This window comes from Limnobacter sp. G6BE5S (genome assembly GCF_058448965.1).
On record NZ_JBZFLM010000004.1, the window covers coordinates 91,757 to 118,023 of the forward strand.

General features: G+C 51.8%; 26 protein-coding genes. 13 read left to right on the forward strand and 13 right to left on the reverse strand.

Going from position 1 to position 26,267, the window contains the following annotated elements:
• Window positions 1–68: 68 nt before the first annotated feature.
• Entirely contained in the window at window positions 69–1,049 is a 981-nt protein-coding gene (locus ACVL1J_RS08380) for a TAXI family TRAP transporter solute-binding subunit (protein WP_159571010.1), read from the reverse strand.
• A 256-nt stretch (window positions 1,050–1,305) separates the two neighbouring features.
• Between ACVL1J_RS08380 and ACVL1J_RS08385 the strand changes: the two genes are divergently transcribed.
• On the forward strand, window positions 1,306–2,907 hold the full coding sequence (locus ACVL1J_RS08385) for a peptide chain release factor 3 (RefSeq protein WP_159571007.1): 1,602 nt from the start codon (window positions 1,306–1,308) through the stop codon (window positions 2,905–2,907).
• Between the two features lie 65 nt (window positions 2,908–2,972).
• Window positions 2,973–3,317: an ArsR/SmtB family transcription factor gene (locus ACVL1J_RS08390; RefSeq protein ID WP_159571004.1), complete on the forward strand. Its 345-nt coding sequence runs from the start codon at window positions 2,973–2,975 to the stop codon at window positions 3,315–3,317.
• A 47-nt stretch (window positions 3,318–3,364) separates the two neighbouring features.
• Here the strand turns inward: ACVL1J_RS08390 and ACVL1J_RS08395 are convergent, their stop codons facing one another.
• The 4 genes from ACVL1J_RS08395 to ACVL1J_RS08410 form a co-directional block, all read right to left on the reverse strand.
• Entirely contained in the window at window positions 3,365–3,619 is a 255-nt protein-coding gene (locus tag ACVL1J_RS08395; RefSeq protein WP_159571001.1) for an acyl-CoA-binding protein, read from the reverse strand.
• Window positions 3,620–3,637: 18 nt separating this feature from the next.
• Window positions 3,638–4,306, reverse strand: a complete 669-nt coding sequence (locus ACVL1J_RS08400) for a TetR/AcrR family transcriptional regulator (protein WP_138518378.1) — start codon at window positions 4,304–4,306, stop codon at window positions 3,638–3,640.
• Between the two features lie 154 nt (window positions 4,307–4,460).
• Window positions 4,461–5,714: a patatin family protein gene (locus ACVL1J_RS08405; protein ID WP_159570998.1), complete on the reverse strand. Its 1,254-nt coding sequence runs from the start codon at window positions 5,712–5,714 to the stop codon at window positions 4,461–4,463.
• A gap of 71 nt (window positions 5,715–5,785) precedes the next feature.
• Window positions 5,786–6,235, reverse strand: coding sequence for a phasin family protein (locus ACVL1J_RS08410; RefSeq protein ID WP_159570995.1), 450 nt, complete (start codon window positions 6,233–6,235; stop codon window positions 5,786–5,788).
• 245 nt (window positions 6,236–6,480) lie between these two features.
• Here ACVL1J_RS08410 and ACVL1J_RS08415 point away from each other — a divergent pair, with 245 nt between their 5' ends.
• On the forward strand, window positions 6,481–8,466 hold the full coding sequence (locus tag ACVL1J_RS08415) for an SDR family oxidoreductase (RefSeq protein ID WP_159570993.1): 1,986 nt from the start codon (window positions 6,481–6,483) through the stop codon (window positions 8,464–8,466).
• On the opposite strand, the gene ACVL1J_RS08420 is transcribed toward ACVL1J_RS08415, so the two are convergent.
• Genes ACVL1J_RS08420 through ACVL1J_RS08435 form a run of 4 tightly spaced genes read right to left on the reverse strand, consistent with a single transcriptional unit; the run spans window position 8,463 to window position 13,128 of the window.
• Window positions 8,463–9,473, reverse strand: a complete 1,011-nt coding sequence (locus ACVL1J_RS08420; RefSeq protein WP_491665277.1) for an alpha/beta hydrolase — start codon at window positions 9,471–9,473, stop codon at window positions 8,463–8,465. The genes ACVL1J_RS08415 and ACVL1J_RS08420 overlap by 4 nt on opposite strands.
• Window positions 9,474–9,478: 5 nt before the next feature.
• Window positions 9,479–11,122: a GMC family oxidoreductase gene (locus tag ACVL1J_RS08425; RefSeq protein WP_159570989.1), complete on the reverse strand. Its 1,644-nt coding sequence runs from the start codon at window positions 11,120–11,122 to the stop codon at window positions 9,479–9,481.
• Window positions 11,123–11,146: 24 nt separating this feature from the next.
• Window positions 11,147–11,662: a hypothetical protein gene (locus ACVL1J_RS08430; RefSeq protein WP_159570987.1), complete on the reverse strand. Its 516-nt coding sequence runs from the start codon at window positions 11,660–11,662 to the stop codon at window positions 11,147–11,149.
• A gap of 11 nt (window positions 11,663–11,673) precedes the next feature.
• Window positions 11,674–13,128 (reverse strand): coniferyl aldehyde dehydrogenase, encoded by a 1,455-nt coding sequence (locus tag ACVL1J_RS08435; RefSeq protein WP_159570984.1) that lies wholly within the window; start codon window positions 13,126–13,128, stop codon window positions 11,674–11,676.
• A 122-nt stretch (window positions 13,129–13,250) separates the two neighbouring features.
• On the opposite strand from ACVL1J_RS08435, the gene ACVL1J_RS08440 reads away from it, so the two are divergent.
• From ACVL1J_RS08440 to ACVL1J_RS08470, 7 genes are all read left to right on the forward strand, one after another.
• Entirely contained in the window at window positions 13,251–13,964 is a 714-nt protein-coding gene (locus tag ACVL1J_RS08440; RefSeq protein ID WP_159570979.1) for a DUF8198 family protein, read from the forward strand.
• A 132-nt stretch (window positions 13,965–14,096) separates the two neighbouring features.
• Window positions 14,097–15,788 (forward strand): AMP-binding protein, encoded by a 1,692-nt coding sequence (locus tag ACVL1J_RS08445; RefSeq protein ID WP_159570974.1) that lies wholly within the window; start codon window positions 14,097–14,099, stop codon window positions 15,786–15,788.
• 138 nt (window positions 15,789–15,926) lie between these two features.
• Window positions 15,927–16,331 (forward strand): 30S ribosomal protein S6, encoded by a 405-nt coding sequence (gene rpsF / locus ACVL1J_RS08450; protein ID WP_138518387.1) that lies wholly within the window; start codon window positions 15,927–15,929, stop codon window positions 16,329–16,331.
• 26 nt (window positions 16,332–16,357) lie between these two features.
• Complete coding sequence (gene priB / locus ACVL1J_RS08455; protein WP_159570969.1) at window positions 16,358–16,708, forward strand: primosomal replication protein N; 351 nt, start codon at window positions 16,358–16,360, stop codon at window positions 16,706–16,708.
• 25 nt (window positions 16,709–16,733) lie between these two features.
• A complete protein-coding gene (gene rpsR, locus ACVL1J_RS08460; RefSeq protein ID WP_008249877.1) occupies window positions 16,734–17,003 on the forward strand; it encodes a 30S ribosomal protein S18 in 270 nt (89 codons plus the stop codon).
• Window positions 17,004–17,021: 18 nt separating this feature from the next.
• Entirely contained in the window at window positions 17,022–17,474 is a 453-nt protein-coding gene (gene rplI / locus ACVL1J_RS08465; protein ID WP_159570964.1) for a 50S ribosomal protein L9, read from the forward strand.
• 120 nt (window positions 17,475–17,594) lie between these two features.
• Entirely contained in the window at window positions 17,595–18,980 is a 1,386-nt protein-coding gene (locus ACVL1J_RS08470) for a replicative DNA helicase (RefSeq protein WP_159570960.1), read from the forward strand.
• Window positions 18,981–19,043: 63 nt separating this feature from the next.
• On the opposite strand, the gene ACVL1J_RS08475 is transcribed toward ACVL1J_RS08470, so the two are convergent.
• From ACVL1J_RS08475 to ACVL1J_RS08490, 4 genes are all read right to left on the reverse strand, one after another.
• Window positions 19,044–20,699, reverse strand: coding sequence for a PhoH family protein (locus ACVL1J_RS08475; protein WP_341237433.1), 1,656 nt, complete (start codon window positions 20,697–20,699; stop codon window positions 19,044–19,046).
• A 67-nt stretch (window positions 20,700–20,766) separates the two neighbouring features.
• On the reverse strand, window positions 20,767–21,237 hold the full coding sequence (locus ACVL1J_RS08480; protein WP_159570954.1) for a peroxiredoxin: 471 nt from the start codon (window positions 21,235–21,237) through the stop codon (window positions 20,767–20,769).
• Between the two features lie 81 nt (window positions 21,238–21,318).
• Window positions 21,319–21,672 (reverse strand): SMR family transporter, encoded by a 354-nt coding sequence (locus tag ACVL1J_RS08485; RefSeq protein WP_236550878.1) that lies wholly within the window; start codon window positions 21,670–21,672, stop codon window positions 21,319–21,321.
• Between the two features lie 14 nt (window positions 21,673–21,686).
• Window positions 21,687–22,064: an Mth938-like domain-containing protein gene (locus tag ACVL1J_RS08490; RefSeq protein WP_159570948.1), complete on the reverse strand. Its 378-nt coding sequence runs from the start codon at window positions 22,062–22,064 to the stop codon at window positions 21,687–21,689.
• 117 nt (window positions 22,065–22,181) lie between these two features.
• On the opposite strand from ACVL1J_RS08490, the gene ACVL1J_RS08495 reads away from it, so the two are divergent.
• From ACVL1J_RS08495 to thrC, 3 genes are read left to right on the forward strand one after another with little or no spacing between them, the layout of a single operon-like run.
• Window positions 22,182–23,408, forward strand: a complete 1,227-nt coding sequence (locus ACVL1J_RS08495; protein ID WP_159570946.1) for a pyridoxal phosphate-dependent aminotransferase — start codon at window positions 22,182–22,184, stop codon at window positions 23,406–23,408.
• 7 nt (window positions 23,409–23,415) lie between these two features.
• Window positions 23,416–24,729: a homoserine dehydrogenase gene (locus ACVL1J_RS08500; protein WP_341237432.1), complete on the forward strand. Its 1,314-nt coding sequence runs from the start codon at window positions 23,416–23,418 to the stop codon at window positions 24,727–24,729.
• Between the two features lies 1 nt (window position 24,730).
• Complete coding sequence (gene thrC, locus ACVL1J_RS08505) at window positions 24,731–26,146, forward strand: threonine synthase (protein ID WP_341237431.1); 1,416 nt, start codon at window positions 24,731–24,733, stop codon at window positions 26,144–26,146.
• The last annotated feature ends 121 nt before the right edge of the window (window positions 26,147–26,267 follow it).

Below are 26,267 nucleotides of genomic sequence, written 5' to 3' on the forward strand. Positions count from 1 at the left end.
AAGAAAAGCGCTGAACTCTTGAGTTGAGTCCAGCGCTTCCCGATTCAGCCGTCAAGGCTGTTTGCTTTTTATTTCAACTTAAGATTCGCTGGAATCTTGATGCCTTTTTCTTCGTAATACTTCACGGCACCGGGGTGGAATGGGATGAATGTGTTCTTGTCCCAGTTCTCGGCCAATGTGGTGCGGGCACCTTTGTGGATGGTCAACATTTTCTCGTTGTTGTCCAGCACCGCCTTTGTCGCTTCGTATACAAAGCTTTCTGGCAGGTCGCAGTTGGCAATGGCGTAGTTCCACATGGATACCGCACGTGCATCTTTCTTCAAGGTTTTGTAAGTGCTGGCCTTGATCGGGAATGCCGACACGGGGTAGGTGTCCATGATCTTTTTCTGTTCAGCTTCTGTAAATTCCAGAATATTGATCTCGGTCTGCACCTCAAGCTGGGTCACGGCAGGAATGGGTACACCGGCTGCAAATGCCACCACATCGATCAGGCCATCTTGCAATTGCCCGCCCAAATCGCTCCAGCCACCGTTGCGGCGTTCAAATTTCACGCCCAGGGTTTCCAGCATTTTCGGGAAGTAGGTGTCAGAGGTAGAACCTGCAGGGCCAAAACCGATTTTGGAGCCAGGTGGAATCTCCTTAATGGATTTGATTCCACTGGAGGACAGCACGGTGACCGAGAACGGGGTTTGGTACATGGGGAACATGGCGCATACCTTGTTCATCTTCAGGCCGGGGGCCAGGGGGCTTTTGCCGTCCAGTGCCTCGCGCGCTGGGCCCATGGTGGTCATGCCAAAGGCAAGTTTACCTGTGTGTACCAAAGCCAGGTTTTGAGTGGGGCCGCCAGTAACTTCCGCGCCGCCGGTAATGCCCACAGTTTCTGCAACCAGGTTTGCCCAGCCAGCGCCATATGCGTAATACGTACCGCCCTGAGAAGCAGTACCTACGGTAAAGCTTTTGGGCCATTTGGATTTGTCTGCGTAAGCTGCACCCATGGCCAACGCGGCCAGGCTGATTGCAACGGCGGATTTTGCCAGAATTGCTTTCATTGGTATCCCCTATGATTTGATGAAACTGTGCCCATTGGGTATTGGGCTTTGTGATTATTATCGTTCTCTAATTGAACGAATCGAGTGTGCAAATACACCTGGCTAATGTCTTATTTATACACAAAATGAGCAATACGGGATGTCCGCAACAGGGTTTTTATCAGGTTGGTCGTTTATGTATCGATATGACAATTAAAGAGGGTGAATTTAAGCCACCGGGCGTGTAAAATCACCGCTTTTGAGCCAAAGGGCTGCTGTGTCGATTGAATCTGAAGTCAAGCGTCGCCGAACGTTTGCAATTATTTCCCACCCCGATGCCGGTAAAACCACCCTGACCGAGAAGCTCTTGCTGTTCGCGGGCGCCATTCAAATCGCTGGAAGCGTTAAGGCTCGCAAGGCGAGTCGCCATGCGACGTCGGACTGGATGGAAATTGAAAAGCAGCGTGGTATTTCTGTGGCCAGTTCGGTGATGCAGATGGAATACCGCGACCAAGTGATTAATTTGCTCGATACCCCGGGCCACCAGGATTTTTCTGAAGACACTTATCGGGTGTTGACTGCCGTAGACGCGGCCTTGATGGTAATTGACGCCGCCAACGGTGTAGAGCCGCAAACCTTGCGTTTGATCGAGGTGTGCCGTGCGCGTAACACGCCAATTATTACATTCGTCAATAAAATGGACCGCGAGGTGCGTGACCCCCTTGAGCTGATGGACGAGATCGAAAGCACGCTGGGTATTCCTTGCGTGCCTTTTGCCTGGCCTGTGGGGCAGGGCAAGTTGTTTCACGGTATTTTCGACATTCGCAAAAACCACATGCGGGTATTTACGCCTGGTGCAGATCGCCGTCGGGAAGACGACGAAGTGGTCGATGGCAACAATCGCGAGTTACTCAGAAGTCGCTTTGGCAACGAGTTCAAACAGGCCGAGCAGGAAATTGAACTGGTTACGGGCGCTGCCCCCAGTTTTGATGAAAAAACGTTTCTTGCCGGTAAGCAAACGCCCATGTTTTTTGGTTCTGCGGTGAACAATTTTGGTGTTCAGGAAGTGCTGGACGCCTTGGTGGACGTTGCGCCACACCCCGGCCCGCGCAAAGCGATTGAGCGTGAAGTGGCGCCTACCGAGAACAAATTCAGCGGCGTGGTGTTCAAGATTCAAGCCAATATGGACCCTTCCCACCGGGATCGCATTGCTTTTGTTCGCGTGCTGTCAGGGCGTTTTGAGCATGGCATGAAATTCAAGGTGTTGCGCACAGGCAAGGATTTCCGTCCCACCAGTGTGGTGACCTTTCTTTCTCAGCGCCGCGATCGGGTTGATGAAGCTTATGCGGGCGACATCATCGGTTTGACCACCCACGGTGGTTTGCAATTGGGCGATTCTTTGAGTGAAGGCGAAGGTTTGCAATTCACGGGTTTGCCGTTTTTTGCACCGGAGCTGTTCGCATCCGTCGAATTGAAAGACCCCATGCGAAGCAAGCAGCTACAGAAAGGTTTAATGGAACTGGGGCAGGAGGGCGCCATTCAGGTGTTCAAGCCCCTGTTGGGGTCGGAAATGTTGTTGGGTGCAATCGGGCAGTTGCAGTTTGAAGTGGTTCAAGCCCGTTTGAAAGGTGAGTATGGTGTGGAAGTTCGCCTGGCGCCAAGCCGTTACAGTTGCGCACGTTGGGTAACCAGCAAAAACGCCAATGACTTGCGCCGGTTTATGGATGCCAATGTGGGTCGCATTGTGACCGATGCTGCCGACACACACGCTTTTTTGGCGACATCGAGATTTGATCTTGATGTGATGCAAAAGCGTTGGGAAACCATTGAGTTTCATCCCATGCGCGAACATGCAGGGCTTTTGTTGGCCAATCACTGACCCGCCACCCCCGTGTGAAAACGGGGGTACAATCATTTCAACATAAAAAATACATCGGTCATGCTATGAGTGAACTGGATTCCCTGCTGGAACAAGTGTCAGGCTACTTTGCTGTGTTGTCTGAACCCACGCGTTTGAAAATTATCCACGCCCTGTGCAACGGGGAAAAATCAGTAAACGACATCGTGGAAGAGGTTGATTCAACCCAGTCGAATATTTCTCGTCATTTGAACTTGATGTACCGTGCAGGCGTGTTACAGCGCCGCAAAGAAGGCACCTTGGTGCTATACCAGGTAAAGGAGCCGACAGTGGTGGAGCTTTGCCGGACCGTGTGTGTGCATGTGGCGGCCAAGCTAGACGCCGTGCCTGTCGACTCCAGGCAGCTGCCTGATTTTTTCAAGCAGCCATAAAAAAACCGGCCATTGGCCGGTTTTTTTTATGAATTCAGTGCCTTGATTTATTTCAGCGACTCAATCAGATCAATGTAATTCTGCATGGCTTGATCGTTGCTGGTGCCTTCCAGGCCCTTCCACGCGTCAAACTTTGCGCGGCCAACAATGTCGGTGAACCCTGGGCGTTTTCCGGTGTTGTCACCTTCAGTTGATTGCTTGAACAAAGCATAAATCTTCAACAGGGTCTGGTTGTCGGGGCGTGACGGCAGTGATTTTGATTCGGCCACTGCCTTTTCGAAACGGGCTTTCAAGTCGCTCATAAGTTCTCCTAAGTCTTGTTATGTGTTTTCTTCAGTAATAAAAGATTGGGCAAGGCTTTCGAACAGTTCTTTGGCATTGCCTTGTAAATAGGGTGCGAGCAGGCACATGACCTGATACACACCGTTGGCCAGCGCAGCACTCATGGTGGCTTCATCGTTGAAGTGGCGCGGGTCCCTGACGTATTCGAATGACAGCCAGTAAGTGGCCACAACCACCATGTTGGTGGCCAAGGCATTGATTTGTGGCTGGGATGCCATCATGTCACCCGATTCCACCAAGCCTTGACACAAGCGGCGTGCCACATCAACTTTGTGTTTCAGAATGCGTTTGAAATGGATTTCGAGTGTGCGGTTGCGCGACAGCAGATCGTTCAAGTCGCGGTACAGGAATCGATAGCGCCAAATCAGCTCAAATGACACCTGAAGGTAAAGCCAGGCATCTTCGATATTGGCTTGGCGGTTGCCGGGTACGTCGAGCAGACCATCAATTTCTTTCTCGAAACTGGCAAAAATACTGTTGACGATGTCGTCTTTGTTTCGGAAGTGATAATACAAATTACCGGGGCTGATGTTCATTTCATCAGCGATCACGGTAGTTGTAATATTGGGCTCCCCGAATTCATTGAATAGCCGAAGCGATAAATCAAGAATTCGTTCTCTTGTTCTTCTTGGAGGCTTGCGTTCCATGTTCTGGTCGTCTCCTGTCTGGCCAAAGTCCTGATCAAGCTTAAGACTTCATGCAGCAAGTCTGTTATTGGTATTTTGAATACTATTAGTCTACGTTGTTTTATCAAGTATTTGGGGCCTCACTGCCCTTGTTACTTGTGAGTAATGGCGTTCTTCACGCAGCATTTCTTGTTTTTGCAATACGTATGTAACGATCAAGCTCGTTGAGCGAGTCTTCAAGTTGATCAAATTTGGACACCATGGATCCAGTACGTGCTGGTCTTTTGCTGGTTTTGTTGGCCAGCTGCATGGTGGGATCTTTCAGAACTTCCAGATTCAGTTCAAGACCATGTCGCGAAAACTTCTCGGCCAAATCGTAACGGCGTGCCCACAATTCTTCGCGCGTGCGTTGGTAGGCATGCTCACACAAACGTCGGCGGCTTGCGTAGCTGAAAGGGTTGGTGAAGAAAAATTCGCCATCGCCATGTTGGGGTTCAAACAGCACAATGTCAGCATTGGGATAAAGGTGCGCGTAGCGCTCCATGCCAATGTCCATGCGTGAATGAATAATTGATCTAAACGTTTGCGAGAGCACCAGCGGCAATCCGCCTTCGTATAAACGCGATCCGGGCTGAAATGCTTTGCCCTTGGCCCTGCGTCGATGGTTTTTGGGGTTTAACCGGTCATCGTACGGTACTAAGGGGTTCAGGCAAATCAGTAACTCCACACCTTCTTTTAAGGCTGTGGAGGCATGCAGGGTTTTTTTCAACGCCCCATCTACATAGTGCCGATTGGCAATGCGCGTGGGCGGAAACAAGCCGGGCAGGGATGCAGAGGCTTGCACAGCTTTTGATATGGGAACGTCATCAAACCCGGGCATTCCGAAGGGGATGGAGTCGCCTGAATCCAGATCGGTCGCCACCAAAATAAGCCGGTTGCGCAAACTGCGGAAATCGTTGGTACCACCGCCTTTGGCGATCAGGTCCGCCATCCATTCGTGCAATTCGTCGCCATTGAACAAGCCAGTGGGTATTGCTGCACCCAAGCGTTCAATGCAGCTGACCCAAGTGGCGTCATCGCGCAGAAAATAGTCTGAAATGGCAGTGCCCAGAAGGCTGGGTACCTTTCGAAGGCGCATCCAGTACTCTTTCCAGGCCGGCCGCAACAAAATCGACGGATCAAAGGCAAACTCTTCGGGTTCGCCTTCAATGAACAGCTTGTAGATTTGGTGTGGAGTCAGATCGTGCGCCAACCCGGTGGCAACAATTCCGCCAGCAGATACACCCACATAGACACTCATGTCGTTCAGATCGAGTCCATCGATGGCCTCTGAAAGCGCGACCAGTGCACCAATTTCATAAATGGCGCCCAAGGGGCCGCCACCTGCCAAGGCCAGCCCGATTTTCGGGCCAGATTCGTGATTGTTCATGCGGGTTGTGTGCTCCAGCCCAAAGCGTTTGTTGACTAGGCCGTCGTTGGCCCGGTCAACAATTGATTCAATTACTCAGCAGATTTTTTGGCACGCGTGGTGCTGGTGCGCTTTGCAGTGCCTGCTTTGGTTTCTGCTTTTTTGCCTGTCAATTCAGCAATGGCAGCAGACAATTGATCAATGCGTTCAGACAATTGTTGAACGTCTTTGTTGGTTGGAACACCCAAGCGACCCAAGGCGCGGGCTACGCGTTCCTCGAATACTTGTTCAAGCTTGTCCCAGTGCTGGGTGGCTTTGCTGGATACTGAGCCTGCCAGCTTGCTGACCTTGCCTGTGACTTCAACTACTTTTTGATCTGCAAATTTCACGGTTCGCTCCTGAATATCATGGCCTTCCTTGACCAGGTTTTCCAAAACACGGTTGCTTTCTTCTTGCGCTTTGGTAATGGCGCCCACACCTGCGGTCCACAATTGTTGTGCGCTATCGACTGCACCTTTGATGGGCTTTTTCTTACCGGCCATGTTGTCTCTCCTTGTGATGGCAAAGTGACCCGTCGCGGGTCGCTGCCTTTTTTGATTATTGTAGTAGTTTATCGAGGCCACACTAGAGAAGGCACACTAAACCCTACCTCGTGTTTTCCCGTAAGCAGGGTGCTGACAAAACACCCGCACAGCCCGCATGGAGTTTGAGAATTTCGGGCGGGCAGTTATAGTAAGCCTTCCTGAGACGTATCTTCCATAAAAAACCCCGCGCGGAGAAGACATACATGAATTATTTTGTGACCGGAGCCACGGGCTTCATCGGTAAACGATTGGTGAAACGCTTGGTTGAGCAAAAGCGCAAAGGCACCATTTACTTTTTGATTCGCGAATCGAGTCTGGACAAAGTGCCCGAACTCCAAAAGTATTGGGGTGCCAAGAAAGGGCAGTGCGTGCCTGTGGTTGGTGACTTGACCAAACCAAAGTTGGGTTTGAAAGCCACTGAAATCAAAGAGCTAAACAAGAATATTGCCCACTTTTTTCACCTGGCTGCCATTTATGATTTGGCTGCGGATGCCGAAAGCCAGCAAGAAACCAATATCAAAGGCACCGAAAACGCGGTGGATTTGGCCAATGCAATTGGAGCCGGCTGCTTTCAGCTGACTTCCTCGATTGCGGCTGCTGGCTTGTACGAAGGCGTGTTCCGTGAGGACATGTTCGAAGAGGCCGAGAACCTGGATCACCCTTATTTCAGCACCAAACACGATTCAGAAGAAATTGTGCGCAAGAAAGTAAAAGGCGCATGGCGTGTGTACCGGCCGGGCTTTGTGGTGGGCGATTCGAAAACTGGCGAGATGGACAAAATTGACGGGCCCTATTACCTGTTCAAGTTGATCCAGAAAATGCGCAAGCTACTGCCTTCCTGGGTGCCTACGATCGGCATCGAAGGCGGTCGAATCAATATTGTGCCTGTGGATTTTGTGGTCAATGCCATGGATCACATTGCGCACCAGCCTGATCTGGACGGTAAGGCATTCCACCTTGTTGACCCCAGCCCCAATCGAATTGGCGATGTACTGAACATTTTTGCGCGTGCTGCACATGCACCGAAAATGGAAATGCGCATTAATGCGGCCATGTTCGGTTTTGTACCTGGTGCAGTGAAAAAGGGGCTGATGAGCCTGACCCCAGTGCGCCGAATTCGCAATGCCTTGCTGAAAGATTTGGCCCTGCCCGAAGAGGTGTTTGGTTACATTAACTGGCCAACCCGATACGACTGTCGCCAAACTTTGGCTGCACTGGACGGCAGTGGCATTGAGTGCCCGCGTCTTGAAGACTACGCTTGGGCCATTTGGGATTACTGGGAACGTCACCTGGATCCCGATTTGTTCATCGACCGCAGCCTGACAGGCCAGGTGAAAGACAAGGTGGTGCTTATTACTGGTGGTTCATCCGGTATTGGTTTGGCGGCTGCGCAAAAATTTGCGGCAGCGGGTGCAATTACCATTATTTGTGGCCGCGATGAAGAAAAGCTGGCTGAGGCCAAGGCCTTGATCAAATCAGAAGGCAACACGCTGCACACTTATTCTGTCGACATTGCGGACATGCAGGATTGCGACCGATTCGTTGCGCAATTGCTGTCTGATTTCGGCCATGTCGATGTGTTGGTGAACAACGCGGGTCGTTCAATTCGCCGGGGTATTGAAAACAGCTTTGACCGTTTCCATGACCTAGAGCGAACCATGCAGCTGAATTACTTTGGTGCCTTGCGTGTTACCTACGGTTTGTTGCCAAAAATGATGGAAAAGCGCAAAGGCCATGTGGTGAATATTTCTTCAATTGGTGTGTTGACCAACGCGCCTCGCTTCTCTGCCTATGTGGCTTCCAAAGGGGCGCTGGATGCATGGACGCGTTGTGCAGCTTCTGAATTTGCGGATTTGAACATTACTTTCACCACCATCAACATGCCGCTGGTGCGCACACCCATGATCGCGCCCACCAAGCTGTACAACAATGTGCCCACGCTGAGTCCTGAGCAGGCAGCTGATTTGATTGCGCAAGCGGTCATTCACAAGCCGGTTCGAATTGCAACGCGCCTGGGTGTGTTGGGTCAGGTAATGCATGCGCTGATACCGAAGCCTGCGCAAATTTTGATGAATACCTCGTTCCGCATGTTCCCGGATTCGGAATCTGCGGCGAAGGGCAAGAAGGGTGGTGGGCCATCTGCAGAGCAGGTTGCCTTCTCAACCCTGATGCAAGGTATCCACTTCTAAGCCCTGTTTTCTGCCAACGGATAGGCCTGAGCATCTTCTGCAAGCCAGTTGAGAATCAGGTCTTCCGTGGTGGAATCTGTCACCAAAGCCACGTGCCCGCATCCGGGCACAGCGATGTTTTTTCCAAACTCTAGTTTGCTGGAAACCGGTGGACACACCATGTTGTCTTGTGGGCTCCACAGCGACCAGATCTTGTTCTGAAGTTCTCGGTCTGTCGGGTGTTCCCGCAGCGTATTCAAGAAAAAACTTCCCCAGGCCATTTGCTTCACATTCTTGCCAATACCGAAGGTAGACAAGGCTGTGCCGTAATGCGGACTGCCAATTGTAATCATGCCGGCAATGCGATGGTGCCCGTACTCGGTGGCGTGGTAGCGCACAGCGACTCCGCCCATGCTGTGTGCAATTATTTTGACTTGGGGGGCGCCTGTCGCCACCAATAATTCATCAATCGCCTCATGGATGGCGTCGGAATAACTGCGAATGGACCCGATTGCAGGCTCAAGCGTAATGGCGTGGGTGCTTACGTCGGCGCGTTCAAGCAGGGCACGCGTGCCAGCCCACACTGCGGAGTTACACAGATAACCATGTACAAGCAATACGGGCAAAGGTTTTTTCTTGCGCCAGTTTTTGCCTGCCAGTTGAATGCCGTCGGGGTTGGGTGCCCAAGGCTGAAGCAGTGTGATTAGTTTCAATGAGCCAATACTTTCAGCCAGCACTGCTTTAATCCAACGGGCAAGGCTTAGCCGATGAAAGCCTTCACCTTCGGTGCTGTGAAAGTGAAGCCCCTTGTCGCGGACTTGCGGAATTTGACGCACGCTGTAAGAAAGGGCGAAGCCCGAGATGTTAAAGCCCACATGTGCGGCAAACAATACGCCGACTACCAGGACCATGGCGGCCACTGCAGCGTTGTCGGCCCGAATACCGAGCCAATGGTGAAGTGCCCAGTAAAGGCTGAACATGACTGAAATGTAGCCAATCCAGTACAGCCTGTTCAGGTAGCGAACCATGGTACTTAAGCCAGCGCCGTGGCTGCTTGGCCAGTCAACTCGGCCACCAGTTGCTGGCTGAGTTTATTGGTGAGGCCATAGATGGACAACTGCGGGTTTGCGCCGATGCTGGTGGGGAACAGCGAGCCGTCGTGAATGGACAGGTTTTCGATTTGCCAGTGACGGCCATCCGGCCGGGTAACCCCAAGTTTTTCTTCGCCAGCCATGGCGCAGCCGCCCATCACGTGTGCTGAAACCACCTTCATGCTAAGGGGCTTCATGTCGAGTTGATTGATTTGTTTCAATGCATCGTCAATGTTGTTGGCCGGTGTGGCGAATTCATGCACGGGCAGGGTAGATTTCGCACCTGCAGCGTGTTGCAATTCGGCCATGGCTATCAATGCACGGCGCGCAGCATCCCAAATTGCGGGGGTTAATTTGTAGTCCAGCACAGGGCTGCCATCGCCGTTCAAACGCACCTGTCCACCCACGCTGCCTGAATTGAAACCATCGCGCAGCAAGGCCAGTTGCATGTGCGTTTTCGAGAAATTCTTCATGATGTCTGCATGCTTTTTTGCAAAGCCAGGCAGAGTCGAAGCAAAAATAACCGGGTGCAGGGGCGGTGCTTCCAGCTTGAAGCCCACAGGCCCGTCGATCGGGTCGGTGTGCAGGTAGTGGTCGCTGTAGATGGTTTGGGGGGCACCGGCGTCGGCGCGCACTTCCTGCTCCATCATGGCGGCGGAAATCACAACGGGGTGCAAAAAGGTACGCTCGCCCAGGCGGTCATAAGGGTCGCTCGCATTCGAGCGCAACAGCACAGCAGGGCTATTGATGGACCCACCGGCCAGCACAAAATGCTTGGCTGAGACTTCAACTTCCTTGCCAGAAGGCAAGACGCCGTCTGCGTTCATGACCTGACAACGCAGTGTGCGAATACGGCCTTGCGCGATTTTGAATGAGTGTGCACGAAGCGAAGCCACCAGTTCGGCACCATGCTGCAGGGCGGTCGGAATGGTGGACACGAGCATGGACTGTTTGGCGTTGGTGGGGCAGCCCATGCCGCAGTAGCCCAGGTTCCAGCAGTCTTTCACGTTGCGGCGTATCGCGCCCCATGAAATGCCTTTTGCTTCAGCGCCTCGGCGCAAAATATCGTTGTTCTCATTGGGTGGCACCAACCAGTCAGCAATGTTCAAACGGCGTTCAGCCTGTTCAAACCAAGGTGCCATGGCCTCTACGGTCATGTCCTTCAAGGCGAACTGGTTTTGCCAAAATGCGAGTGTGTCAGCTGGGGTTCTGAAGCTGGAGGTCCAGTTCACTGTAGTAGACCCGCCCACCGCGCGGCCTTGCAAAATATTGATTGCCTTGTCAGCAGTTTTGCGAGCAGCACTTTCTTGGTACAACGTGGGGTAGGCCTCAGATTCCAGCATCTTGAAATCTTTCGAGGTTTTAAGTGGCCCTTCTTCGATCAGCAGAACCTTCAAGCCAGCCTTGGCGCATATTTCAGCAGTAATGCCACCACCCGCGCCCGTGCCAATGATCACCACGTCGGCAGTCATTTGTTTGGGCATTTCACGGCTGTGGGCTTCGTAGGCATTCCAGCCACTGGCAATGCCGGCTGTGAAAAGGTCTGGCACCAATGTGCTCATGGGCTTGATTTCTTGTTCAGTCATTGGTCTTCAGGGTGGTAATACGTGTCAGGAAAGCTTGAATGGAGGGCCAGGATAGCCCATGTCAGCCCATTGCTCAGGAAGGCCGTACCAGCCAGCCATCATCAGGTCGTGTAGCGCGTGATAGCCAGGCTGCAGTGCCGGAATTGGATGGTCCCGAAAAGCGAACAGAAACGCTTGCACTTGCGCTGGCGTGGCATCTTCCCAGCTGTTGTCCAAATCTGCAATCAGTCTTCTTCCCACTGGGTTTTCGAGAATGTTCAGTAATTGGCCCAGTTCAGCCTGTGCGCTGGCTGCCAACATTTTGCTGGCGTTCACAAATGTGTTCACTGCCGTTTCAATTGCTTCAGCGCGGCCGGTAGCCGGTAAGGCGGAGTCGAGCAAGCCTGTTGCAATTGCCCTTAGCATGGGCAGGTGCTGCGGCTGTACTACCGATTGGCCCGCCACAATTTCAACCTGGGCAAAGTGCTTGCCCAACCAGCCCAAGCCGCCTGCCATTAAAAGGCCGGCGGCACTAAGCTTGAAAAATTTACGTCTGTTCATGGGGTGGCGGTTTATACCTTGCGGGTCAGCAGTTTGGTCATGAAGGCGAACATTTTGTTGTCATACGGGGGAGACAACATTTCCATGACGTGGAAACGGCTTTGTTTGAAAATAGGTTTCAGTTTGGTCATGGTGTCAAAACCAAATTTGCCATGGTAGTGACCCATGCCCGAGTCGCCCACGCCACCAAATGGCAGGTTTTCCTGCGCAATGTGGAACAGTGTTTCGTTCAGGCACACGCCACCGGCAATGGTTTGTTTCATGACCATGTCTTGGGTTTTTGATTCGTCGTCAAACAAATACAAGGCCAGTGGACGAGGGCGGTCGTTGATGTAATCAATCGCTTCATCCAGGCGTTTGTATGTGATCACTGGCAACACCGGACCAAAAATTTCTTCTTGCATCAGCATGGAATCGGGCTTGGCATTGAACACCAGAGTCATCGGGATTTTGCGGCCAGGGCTGTCGGCAGTTTTCATGAGTGACACTACGCGCGCACCTTGTTCCTCAGCTTCGTCAATCAGGCGTTGCAGGCGTGTGGCGTGGCGGTCAGAAATAATGCCAGTGAAGTCTTTGGACAGAATGCCGTCCGGGAAGCGACGGTCAATAATTGCTTTGGCGTGTTGGATCAGCTGTTCTTCACAACCTTCCGGAACCATCAAGTAGTCGGGTGCAATACAGGTTTGCCCGGCATTGATTGACTTGCCAGACAAGGTACGGGCAATCGCATTGTCAAAGCGGCCAGGATTGGCTGCGGTGGGCGCAGTAATAATCACAGGGCTTTTACCGCCCAACTCCAGGGTAACGGGCACCAGGTTTTCACTGGCGGCTTTCATCACCATTTTACCCACAGGCGTTGAACCGGTGAACAGCAGGTGATCGAAAGGAAGGTGAGAAAACTCCGCTGCCACCTCTGGACCACCGTTGATGACTTGCACAACTTCTCGACCCAGTGCTTTGGCCAACAACTCATCGAGCAAAGCGCTAAAGCGTGGGGTGTACTCACTCATTTTGATAAATACACGGTTGCCTGCAGCCAGTGCGGCAATCATGGGACCGATTGACAAAAACAGGGGGTAATTCCAGGGCACGATCACGCCCACAACGCCGAGCGGTTGGGGCATCAGGCAAGTGCTCGCAGGCTTGAACCAAATGCTGGCGCCTTGATTGCGTGGTTTCATCCAGCTTTTGCCGTGCTTGATCGCATGGCGAATACCTTCAAGTGAGGGAAATACCTCGGCCAGAAGCGTGTCGTTTTTCGATCGATAGCCAAAGTCTTCAGAAATGGCGTCTGCAATTCGAAGCTTGTTGTCATAAATCATGTCGCTTAACGCCATCAGCCAGGCTTTGCGCTGGTTCCATTCCGGGTAGGGATTGATGCGGTAAGCTTGCTTTAACGACTCCAAAGTTGCTTTTAGTTCTGCTGCTGTCAATTCTTGGCCGTGTGCTTTGGATGGGGCATTCATTGTTGTCTCACTCTCCGGTTTAACATTAACGGATGTAAACATAAATTTTGACTATTTTCCATGTCTGATTTGTGCTGCTATGCAGCAAACAGCATGGAGCTTTATGACGCAATTGCAATTCAATGGCCATGATCGATATTCACAGTTCTCCCTTGGAATTACAGAAAGCCATCACTGCCCTTCGACAAGGACAGGGGCGATCAGTTGAATTTCTGAATTTAAAGAAAGAAATAAAAGTATTTCAAAACAGTCGATTAGAGGGAACATATAAGGATTTACTTGCAGATGATGGCATGCGTGCTGCGTGCCGTTTTTTCCTCGATCAGCTCTACTGCACACATGATGTCAGCATGCGAGACCACCAGGTGGAAAGAGTGTTGCCCAAACTGGAAAAATTATTGCCCGCAGGCGCAGTCGATACCGTGCGAAAAGTGATTTACATGGACTATTTGGCGGAATTTCTGGATGATGAAATAACCTTATTTATCAGTAATAAAGAGTTTTTTTCTGATAATTCACTTAAAGAAATGCTGTACATAAACGCCTTTCGGGAACAAGGGCAGTTTGAATTGCGCGAGCGGCAAATTCTGCTGGTTCGGGAAGTGGGCGAATCCTTGCGCAAATTGATGCGTCTGCCTTTTTTGAGACCTTTGATGAAGATGACGCGTGGTGCAGCGCAAAAGGCCAATTTAGAGGATTTCCACAATTTTTTAAGCCAGGGCCTGGATGCGTTTGCCTCTCTTGAGAAGCCAACCCTTTTTTTCCAACTGATTCAAGAACGTGAGATGTCCATACTGGAAGGGATTCGACAAGGTACCTTGTCGAAATTTCCTTGATTGCGGCTTCGGAGCAGGTACACATCACAATCGTAGTGCATTAGAATCCATGCTCTTTGATATTCCGGTATCGTTTTCCATCAATACAAAACAGTTGCGAAGCACGGCAGTGCCTACAAGAAGGAGACATTTGTGACAGATAAAGCCTGGGCTCAGAGCTACCCACCGGGTGTACCCACGTCGGTTGATTTGGATCAGTACCCCTCCATTCGGGATATTTTTGAGGACGCCAGTCGCAAGTTCGCTGACAAAACTGCTTTCAGCAACATGGGTACAGCGCTCACTTATGAGCGTCTCGATTCTCTGACTCGTGACTTTGGGGCTTACCTTCAAAGCCTGCCCGGCATGAAGAAAGGCGACCGCGTTGCCTTCATGATGCCCAATTTATTGCAATACCCAGTGGCGATGCTGGGCGCTATTCGCGCTGGCTTTGTGGCGGTAAACGTAAACCCGCTGTACACACCCACCGAATTGGAGCACCAGTTGCGCGATTCTGGTGCCAAGGTGATCGTGGTGTTTGAGAACGTGGCCCACACCCTTGAAAAAGTCATTAAAAACACCCCGGTTGAGCACATCGTGCTGGCCTCAATGGGCGAAATGCACGGCTTTTTCAAACGTTTGTTGCTGAATTTTGTAGTGCGATATGTGAAGAAGCTGGTGCCAGCATTCAATATTGCCGGCGCCATTACCTTCAAAAAAGCCTTGACCCATGGTCGCAACAATGAGCTGCGCAAAGTCAATATCACTCACGACGACCTGGCCTTTCTTCAATACACCGGGGGTACCACGGGTGTGGCCAAAGGTGCCATGCTGACTCACGGCAATATTGTGGCCAACTTGCAGCAGGCATCAGCCTGGTTGAATCAGGACATTGAGGAAGGCAAGGAGATCGCCATTACCGCGCTGCCGATGTACCACATCTTCTGCCTGACCGCGAACATACTGGTATTCATCAAAGTCGGTGGGCATTGCCTATTGATTACCGATCCGCGCAACATGAAGACATTTGTTAAAACCTTGTCGGCTGTGCCATTCACCGCATTGACGGGTGTAAATACTTTGTTCAATGGGCTGCTGAATACACCCGGGTTTGAGCAGGTTGATTTTTCACATGTGAAGTTGGTGCTGGGCGGAGGTGCGGCCATTGAGCCCGCTGTGGCCGATCGCTGGAAGAAAGTGACTGGTACCCGCCTGTCGGAAGCCTATGGCTTGACCGAGGCATCACCCGCCGTGTGTATTAACCCGCTGCATGAGGAATACAACGGCTCGATCGGCCTGCCTGTTCCTTCCACCGAGGTAACCATTCGCGACGATGATTTCAATGAATTGCCTGTTGGGCAAGAGGGCGAATTGTGCGTAAAAGGCCCGCAGGTTATGCGCGGCTACTGGAACAAGCCACGCGAGACTGCCGAGATTTTGACGCAGGACGGCTGGTTGAAAACCGGCGACATCGCCTACATGGATCAAAGCGGTTATTTTTATATCACCGATCGCAAAAAGGACATGATCCTTGTGTCGGGTTTTAACGTGTACCCCAAGGAAATTGAAGCGGTCGCCACGTTGCTCACTGGTATTTTCGAGGCGGCAGCTGTGGGCGTGCCCGACGGAAAGACAGGCGAGGCCGTGAAGCTTTTTGTGGTCAAAAAGGATGCTGATTTGACCGCCGAGGCGGTGATTGAGCATTGTCGCAAGCACATGACCGCCTATAAAATTCCCCGTCACGTGGAATTCATGAAGGAATTGCCCAAGAGTCCGGTGGGCAAGGTGTTGCGCAGGGAGCTTCGCGACATGGAAAAGAAGCGCTTGCAAGACCAAACGGCCTGATTTTCCAGGTTTTAGTGGGCAATGGATCAACTTCGTTGCCTGTTTTCTGAAAACCCACTATAATTTCGGGTTACCTGCTGCTGCACCACGGGGGTGTGGCGGCTTTTCCAATTGTGGAAAATCCATAGGAGTTAATCAATGCGTCACTATGAAATTGCTTTCATCGTGCATCCCGACCAAAGCGAGCAAGTGCCTGCCATGGTTGAGAAGTATCGTGGAACCATCGAAGCCAACGGCGGTAAAGTACACCGCCACGAAGATTGGGGTCGCCGCCAATTGGCTTACCCAATCCAGAAACTGGCCAAAGCACACTATGTGTTGTTGAACATCGAATGCAGCCAGGAAGTTCTGGAAGAACTGGAAACTGCGTTTAAATTCAACGATGCCGTACTGCGTCACTTGACCGTGAAGATGAAAAAAGCTGAAACAGCTCCTTCTCCAATGATGAAGGAAGTTCAGCGTGAGCAAGAGCGTAAAGCCGCTTCTGCCACAGCGTCTTCAAGCGACGACAGTTCCGATTCAGACGAGGGTGATGACGAGTAATTTCGTCTTCGCAAAACACTGAATCAATGAATCAGGAGGAAGCAGCGGAAAATTCAAACAAGTTTGGGGAAGAAGGAAATGCTGGCGTTAACCAGTTCACCTTGACCGCCACGTTGGTTGCAAAATCAATATTGCGATATACCCCGGCAGGTTTGCCCATTTGCGAATTTGAGCTTGAACACGAAGGTGAACAGCTTGAAGCCAGCAAGCCAAGAATGGTGAAGTGCACAGTTTCAGCGGTCGCGCTGGGTGTGGCAGCCAACCAAATCAGCGGCCTTGAAGTGGGAAGCCTGAAAAACTGGTCCGGATTTATAGCGCTTCGTTCGCACAAATCAAAAAGTCTTCGATTCCATGTTTGCGCAGTGCGCGAATGTTGAAGACTTGAAATAGTTGGAGAATATTATGGCTTTTGGTCGTAAAAATGATCGCAAGGGACGTCGTCCACAACAGAACCCTTTGTTCAAGCGCAAGAAGTTTTGCCGCTTCACAGTGGGCAAGGTAGAGCAAATCGATTACAAAGACATCGACACGCTCAAGGATTTCATCAGCGAAAACGGCAAGATCATGCCCGCTCGTATCACTGGTACCAAGGCGAATTATCAGCGCCAGTTGGACACAGCGATCAAGCGCGCACGTTTCCTGGCTTTGCTGCCTTACACCGACAACCACTAAGCAGTACGGGAGAACACCATGCAAGTAATTCTTCTTGAAAAAATGCCCAATTTGGGTCAACTGGGTGACGTGGTTCGCGTAAAAGACGGCTACGCACGTAACTTCTTGATTCCTTATGGCAAAGCCAAGCGCGCCACTGAGTCAGCAATTGCTGAGTTTCAGGCACGTCGTGCTGAACTGGAAAAAGCAGCCGCTGAAAAGCTGACCGCAGCCCAAGCCTTGGGTGCAAGGTTGACTGCAGCAACTGTTCAGTTGAGCGAAAAAGCTGCCGTGGACGGTCGTTTGTTTGGTTCTGTAACCAACAACGACATTGCCGCCGCTTTGAACGCGACTGGCTTGAAAGTTGAGAAATCCCAGGTGCGCATGCCCAACGGCGCACTGAAAATTGCTGGCGAGCACACAGTAACTGTAGCCCTGCACCCCGACGTGGTTGTAGACGTGAAAGTTGTAGTGGCTGGCGAAGCAGCTTAAGTACCCGCGGGTTTTACGGCGAATAAGATCAAAGGCATTGACCACATTCGGTTATACTTTTGATCTGCCTGAACCCCACAAAAAGGTCACCTCAGGGTGGCCTTTTTCTATTGCGAAACTATGTCCGAGAATCGATTTACAGAACAAGAAATGACGGGCCTGCGTGTTCCGCCTCACTCGCTTGAATCAGAGCAATCGGTGGTGGGGGGCCTGCTGCTTGATAACCAGGCTTGGGATAAAATCGGCGACGTTATTCGTGCCGATGACTTCTACCGCTACGATCATCGCGTTATTTTCGAACACATCGCCAAGCTGATCGACGGTTCGAAACCTGCCGACGTCATCACCGTGTATGAATCATTGCAGTCCTCGGGCAAGGCCGAAGACGTAGGCGGTTTGGCTTACCTGAACACGCTGGCCACCAACACGCCGTCTGCGGCCAATATTCGCCGCTACGCGGAAATTGTGCGCGATCGGGCAGTGCTGCGGCGCTTGATCACCATTAGCGACGACATTGCCACCACGGCCTTGAATCCGCAAGGCAAAGACACCAAAACCATTCTGGACGAAGCTGAAAGCAAGATTTTTAAAATTGCAGAAGACGGCGCCCGTGGTGCAGGTGGCTTTCAAGACTTGCAACCAGTACTCAGCAAAGTGGTGGAGCGTATTGACGAGCTTTACCACCGCGACAGCACCAGTGACATTACCGGTATTTCTACCGGCTTCGTTGATCTGGATGGGAAAACCTCGGGGTTGCAGCCCGGTGATTTGATTATCGTGGCTGGTCGACCCTCAATGGGCAAGACAGCATTCAGCCTGAACATTGGCGAACACGTGGCCGTGGAAGAGGGGCATGCAGTGGCTGTGTTCTCCATGGAAATGGGCGCAACCCAATTGGCCATGCGTTTGCTGGGTTCTGTGGGGCGTTTGGACCAACACCGCTTGAGAACCGGGCGATTGACCGATGAAGACTGGCCGCGCCTGACTTATGCGGTCGAGAAAATGCAGAATGCGCAGCTGTTCATTGATGAAACGCCTGCCTTGTCTTCAATGGAAGTGCGTGCCCGTTGCCGCCGCTTGGCGCGCCAATGTGGCCAGCTCGGATTGGTGGTGATTGACTACATTCAATTGATGGGTGCGTCCTCGCCGGGAGAAAACCGGGCCACCGAAATTTCTGAAATTTCCCGTTCGTTGAAAGGTTTGGCGAAAGAATTGAACTGCCCTGTAATTGCACTTTCGCAGTTGAACCGTTCGCTGGAACAGCGACCAAATAAGCGCCCAGTGATGAGCGACCTGCGTGAATCGGGGGCGATTGAGCAAGATGCCGACGTGATTCTGTTCATTTACCGTGACGAGGTTTACAACCCGGATTCGCCCGACAAAGGCACCGCCGAGATTATCATCGGCAAGCAGCGTAACGGACCGATTGGTACGGTGCGGGTGACCTTCCTTGGTATGTACACCAAGTTTGAGAATTACGCAGGGATGCAGCCGGAAGGGGAATAAGCGGGGTATTTGCTCGTGCTGCCTTGATGAGGGCATGCAATTGCTCACATGCCCATCAACGAATCAAAGGTTATCCGACGCAAAATCAGCCAACCTTGAACGCTCGCCACGCTGTAGCGTAATGTGCCCCGCATGCGGCCAGCCTTTGAATCGATCCACCACATACGTCAGGCCGGAAGAGCCTTCAGTCAAATAAGGCGTGTCAATTTGCGCCAGGTTACCCAAACAAATCACCTTCGTACCAGGGCCTGCCCGGGTAATCAGGGTTTTCATTTGCTTGGGTGACAGGTTTTGCGCTTCATCAATAATCAAAAACTTGTTGATAAACGTGCGGCCCCGCATGAAGTTCATCGACTTGATTCGAATTTTGGTACGAATCAAATCGGTGGTGGCCGAGCGACCCCAATCACCACTGCTTGGGTCGGGCTTGTTCAGCACTTCCAGGTTGTCTTCAAATGCGCCCATCCAGGGAGCCATTTTTTCTTCTTCAGTACCTGGCAAGAAGCCGATGTCTTCACCCACGGGCACGGTGGCACGGGTCACGATAATTTCGGAGTACTGTTTGCTTTCAAGTACCTGCGACAAACCTGCAGCAAGAGCCAACAATGTTTTACCCGTACCGGCTTGACCCAGCAGCGTCACGAAATCGCATTCAGGGTTCATGAGCAAATTCAAAGCGAAGTTTTGTTCGCGATTGCGTGCGGTAATGCCCCAAACGCTGTTCTTGTTGTGGCTGAAATCGCGCAGTGTTTTCAGTACTGCGGTGCGGCCACTCACTTCGAGTACTTGGGCGATCAATGGAATGCCGGTTTCGCAATACACGAACTGGTTCACCATCATGTCTTTTACTGCAGGGCCGCTGATGCGGTAGAAGGTGCTGCCACCTTGCTGCCAACTTTCAATGCCTTTGCTGTTCTTTTCCCAAAAATCGGATGGCAATTCCATGATGCCGGAATATAGCAAATCACGGTCTTCCAGCACCTGATCATTGAAGTAGTCTTCGGCCAGCAAACCCAGGGCACGCGCCTTGATTCGCATATTGATGTCTTTGGACACCAATGCGACTTCGCGATCTGGGTGGTGTTTACTCAATGCAAATACCACACCCAAAATTTGATTGTCAGCCTTGCCCACTGGCAAGGTTTTGGGTAATTCGGCAGCCAATTCTGTGGTTTGAACAAGCAAACGCCCCATGGCATCCACATTGCCCAATCGGTTCAGCGCCACTCCTTTTTCGATGTCCTCGATGTTCTCCATCAAAGCATCTAGTGCGCGGCTAACCTGCCGGGCGTGACGTGCCACTTCCGACATGCCTTTCTTGTGGTTATCCAGTTCTTCAAGCGTAATCAATGGCAAGAACACATCATGTTCTTCAAACCGGAATAGTGATGTGGGGTCGTGCATCAACACGTTGGTGTCGAGCACAAAAATTTTCTTGCCAGTGTGGGTGACCTGTCGCTTGGTTTTCGTAATCGCAGTGCCCGCAGATTTTCGCGTTTTCCCAGAGGCAGCGGCTGGAATGTTTCGTGTGCGGTTTGTTTCCGGGGCTTTGGCCGTGACAGTGTTGTCGGCAGCCAGGGTCAGGGGCGCTTTGCCCGTTGCCTCGGTGTTGTCGGAAACGTCAATTTTCTTGGCCGGCTTCTTGGGTTTGGGCGCCGTGATTGGAGGAATTTCGTTCAGTGTGGTTGCGGGTTTGCTGGGTTCTTTGGGCAGAGGCATTGTCAACGATCTGAAGTAGGAAGCTCATAAATCGCGCGGGGTCGTCAATCCCGCGCCCGTGAGGATATTAGTCCCCAATTGTGTGTACAAAGTCAAGCACAGCTTGCGCATGGCCTGGCACCTTCAAGCCGCGCCATTCCTGCACAAGAACACCTTTCTTGTTGATTACAAAGGTACTTCTTTCCACGCCACGCACTTGTTTGCCGTACATGTTTTTCATTTTCATCACGTCGAAAATTGTGCACACTTTTTCGTCGGGATCAGAAATCAACTCAAATGGCATGTCCAGTTTGGCTTTGAAGTTTTCATGCGACTTCAGTGAGTCGCGAGAAACACCAAACACGAGGCAGTCTGCCTTCAAGAATTCGGGGTGTAGATCGCGAAAATTCTCGCCTTCGGTTGTGCAGCCGGGTGTGCTGTCTTTGGGGTAGAAATAAATGACCAGGTTTTTGCCAGCACAAGCTGACAGGGTAAAATCGGCGCCGCCTGTGCAAGCTGCTGAAAAATCAGGCACTTTGCTGTTGACTTCAAGAGACACGGTACTGCTCCCCACGGTGTTGTGATTGCATGTCGATGGCTCAGTATAACCACAGCTTTTGGCAGCAAATTGCCGCAAGTGTCAGGAACGCGCCAAAAGCGCCACACCGAGTACGATCACCCCAATTGCCACCCAGCGCTGCAGGCTCACGGGTTCATTCAAAAAGTACTGTGCCGCAAAAGCGTTGATCACATAACCAATGGCCAGCATGGGGTAAGCCAGGGTTACGTCTACCCGTGACAGCGCCATCAGCCAAATGAGCAGCGAAAATCCATAACAGAATAGTCCCAGAATCATGGGCCACTGCAAGAACAAAGCAGACATGGCACCCAGGCTGAGCGCGCTGGAGACTTCGATCACCCCCACTTTATTGGTCGCCATTTTCAGAAGAAACTGGGCCAGCGCATTCAGTACCACGCCGGAAAGTACTAGCATTGCAGCGTAGCTTGTCATAGCAGAATCGCGGCAATTACTTGCCGGCCTTCACCAATTAAAATGTTGTAAGTGCGGCATGCGGCCTGGCTGTCCATGTATTCCACCGGGCAGCGTTTGTTGGCGAAAAACTTGCGTATGTCCATGCCCGGAAAAACCTGTTTGGGACCTGTGCCAATCAGCAGCACTTCCATGCTGTCGGGGCATTGGCTGTAAAGCCATTCGCAGTGTGCCAACGTTAGCGGGCCTGAACCCGTGTTCTCCCAGATACGGGGTGCGAAATCGGTGCCAAACACCACACTTTCAGTTTGAAGCCTGCCGCTGATCACGACACCTTCCTCGTCATACCGCTGAACGACGAATTGATTGTCGAGCGATTCAGGTTGAAATTTCATTCGAAAGATGCTCCAGGATGGGGCCAAAGCCTAGCAGGCAAGGGCCTAAACGGTTAAATTATAAGACTTTGCGCGAGCAAAAGAATAACAACCTTAACAATCTACACACAGGTCGACATGAAACCCATTCTCAAATCTGCCAAGCTGGCCAATGTTTGCTATGACATCCGCGGACCGGTGATGCAGCGAGCGCGGCAGCTGGAAGAGGAAGGGCACCGAATCCTGAAGCTCAACATTGGCAATCTGGCTCCTTTTGGGTTCGAAGCACCCGACGAAGTTCGGCAAGACGTGATCATGAATCTGGGCGATGCCTCGGGCTACAGCGACAGCAAAGGCCTGTTTGCAGCGCGCAAGTCCATCATGCATTACACCCAGCAAAAGAAAATCAAGGGTGTAACACTCGACGACATCATCGTTGGCAATGGTGTGTCTGAGTTGATCGTGATGAGCATGCAGGGGCTATTGAACAATGGCGATGAGGTGCTGGTACCTGCGCCGGATTACCCCCTGTGGACCGCTGCCGTCAGTATTTCTGGCGGTACGCCGCGCCACTACCTTTGCGATGAGCAAAGCGATTGGTACCCCGACACCAAACACCTTCGCAGCCTGATCAATGAAAAAACCAAGGCCATGGTCATCATCAACCCCAACAACCCGACGGGTGCTTTGTACCCCGAGGAAGTGTTGCAAGAGCTGATCCAGATTGCCCGTGAGCACCAGCTCATTATTTTTGCGGACGAAATTTACGACAAAATGCTGTACGACGGTGCCGAGCACACCTCGATTGCCTCGCTGGCCGACGACGTGTTGTTCATCACCATGAACGGTTTGTCCAAAAACTACCGCGCCTGTGGTTACAGGGCAGGCTGGATGGTGATTTCCGGCGACAAACGGCATGCCACCGATTACATCGACGGTTTGGGCATCATGGCGTCCATGCGCCTGTGTGCCAACGTGCCGGGCCAGTACGCCATTCAAACCTCGCTGGGCGGCTATCAAAGTATCAACGACCTGGTGGGTCCGGGTGGGCGTTTAACCCGTCAGCGCGATTTGGCCTACGATTTAATGACTTCCATTCCTGGCGTTACTTGTGTGAAGCCCAAGGCAGCGTTGTATCTGTTTCCGCGCCTGGACCCCAAAATTTACCCCATCAAGAACGATCAACGCTTTGTGCTTGAACTGTTAGAGGCTGAAAAGGTACTTGTGGTGCAGGGTACAGGCTTTAATTGGATCAATCCGGATCATTTCCGGGTGGTTTTCCTACCCAACACCGATGATTTGACGGACGCAGTTGGTAGAATTGCACGCTTCCTGGAAAGTTATCGAAAACAACACCTTGGCTGATTTAAAAATGAATAAACCTCTTCGAGTGGCCCTGCTGGGTTTGGGTACTGTCGGTTCTGGCACATTCAACGTGCTGAAAGACAATGCGAGTGAAATTGAACGCCGTGTGGGTTTTCCCATTCAGATCAAAGTCATCGCCGACCTGAATACCGAGAAAGCCCGTGAACTGGCTGGCCCCGGTGTTGAGGTATTGGGTGATGCATTCGAAGCGGTCAAGCGCGATGACATCGACGTGGTGGTTGAGCTGATCGGTGGTTACACCATCGCCAAGCAACTGGTGTTGGCCGCAATCGATGCAGGCAAACACGTAGTAACCGCCAACAAAGCCTTGCTGGCGGTGCATGGCGACGAAATATTTGCAGCAGCGGAGGCCAAACACGTGATGGTGGCTTTTGAAGCCGCGGTGGCCGGTGGTATCCCTGTGATCAAGTCGATCAAGGAAGGTTTGGCTGCCAACAAAATTGAGTACGTGGTCGGCATTATTAACGGCACTTGTAACTTTATCTTGTCAGAAATGCGGGACAAGGGCTTGCCGTTTACTGAAGTATTGGCCCAGGCCCAAGCCTTCGGATATGCCGAAGCAGACCCCACATTCGACATTGAAGGCGTGGACGCCGCCCACAAAATTAGCCTGTTGAGCTCGCTTGCTTTCGGTGTGCCCGTGCAGTTCGAAAAAGCCTACATTGAAGGCATTACCAAACTGACCAAGGAAGACATTCAGTTTGCTGAGCAACTGGGTTATCGTGTGAAATTGCTGGGCATTGCCAAGCGCACCGATCAAGGCGTTGAGCTGCGGGTGCACCCTACATTGATACCGGGCAAGCGCCTGATCGCCAATGTAGAAGGCGTGATGAATGCGGTGCTGGTGAAGTCCAACGCCGTGGGCCCAACCTTGTACTACGGCGCAGGTGCGGGCAGTTTGCCCACGGCATCGGCTGTGGTGGCTGACCTGATCGAAATTGCACGTGCAAGCCAGGGACCATTGGCCAGCCGCGTGCCCGTGCTTGCGTTCCAAAAGTCGGGCATTCAGAATCTGGAAGTATTGCCCATGGAGAAGGTGGTTACGGCCTTTTACCTGCGCTTGGCGGTGGACGATCGCCCGGGTGTGCTGGCTGAAGTGACGCGCCTGTTGGCCGACAATCAAATTTCAATCGAGGCCATGATTCAGCGTCAAGCCACCAGTGAGAAAGAGACCGCTGAAATTGTGCTGTTGACTCACCGTTGTGTGGAAGGCGACGTCAACAAAGCGATTTCCAAAATTGAAGCCTTGGACAGCGTACATGGCCCATTGACTCGTATTCGCGTAGAGGACTTGAGCTGAAATGAAATACTTCAGCAGCCGAGGGGGAATGGACCCCCAAGATTTCTCGGAGATTTTGCTGGAAGGGCTGGCCCCTGACGGCGGCTTGGCCGTGCCCGAGTTTTATCCGCAAGTGCCCCTGCATGTGCTGGAAAGCTGGAAAGACCTGAGCTATGGTGAATTGGCATTTGAGGTGTTGAAGCCCTATGCCACCGACATTCCCGAAGCCGATCTGAAAGCACTGACCACCAAAACCTACACCAAGGCGGTGTATGGCACCGAGGAAATTACGCCGATTCGTGAGCTGTTTGATGGCATGAAGGTGTTGGAGCTGTCCAACGGCCCCACCTTGGCTTTCAAAGACATGGCCATGCAGTTGTTGGGCAATTTGTTTGAGTACCAATTGGCCCGCACCAACCGCGAGTTGAATATTTTGGGTGCAACCAGTGGTGACACGGGTTCTGCAGCTGAATATGCCATGCGTGGCAAGAAAGGCGTGCGTGTTTTCATGCTGAGCCCGGCAGGTAAAATGAGCGCGTTTCAGCGCGCGCAAATGTACAGTCTTCAAGACCCCAATATTTTCAACATTGCTGTTGAGGGCTTGTTCGATGATTGCCAAGACATCGTAAAGGCGGTCAGCGAAGACCTGGTCTTCAAAGCGCGTCAAAAAATCGGCACGGTGAATTCCATCAACTGGGGGCGTATTTCCGCCCAGGTGGTTTATTACTTCAACGCTTACCTGCGTACAGCTGAAAAAATCGGTGATCCGGTCAGTTTTGCTGTGCCTTCCGGTAATTTCGGAAACGTGTTGGCCGGTCACATTGCGCGCCAAATGGGTTTGCCCATTCGCAAACTAATTGTGGCCACCAATGAAAACAACGTGCTGGACGAATTTTTCAAAACCGGTGTGTATCGCCCGCGTAAATCTGCGGAAACCTACATTACCTCCAGCCCGTCTATGGACATTTCCAAAGCTTCGAATTTTGAGCGCTTTGTGTACGACCTGCTGGGCCGAGACCCCAAGGCATTGAAGGCTTTGTGGCAAGGTTTGGCGAAAAACGGTCACTTTGACCTGTCCCATGATTCGCGCTTCAAACACATCGAATCAGACTTCGGGTTTCAGTCGGGCTCATCCAGCCATCAAAATCGTCTGGATACCATCAAGGAAGTGTATGCCCGCACCGGTACTTTGATCGACACACACACTGCAGACGCAGTCAAGGTGGCTCGAGACCTGGTGGAGCCCGGTGTACCCATGGTGGTTTTGGAAACAGCGCTGGCGGTGAAATTTGCCGAAACCATTGAAGAAGCTACAGGCCAAACACCACCTGTACCGGCCCAGTTCCAGGGCATCGAGAAGTTGCCCCAGCGTGTAACTGAAATGCCAGTTTCAGTAGAACAGGTCAAAGCATTCATTACCGACAACACTGGGCTTTAAATCGTTCCAGTTCGGTATTTCAAACAATCGTTTGCCTGCAAGTAATAGGGTTTACCTAACTTGCAGGTACAAACGGAATCATGAACAATGGCAAAGTTAAGTAACACCTCGTGAAGCCACT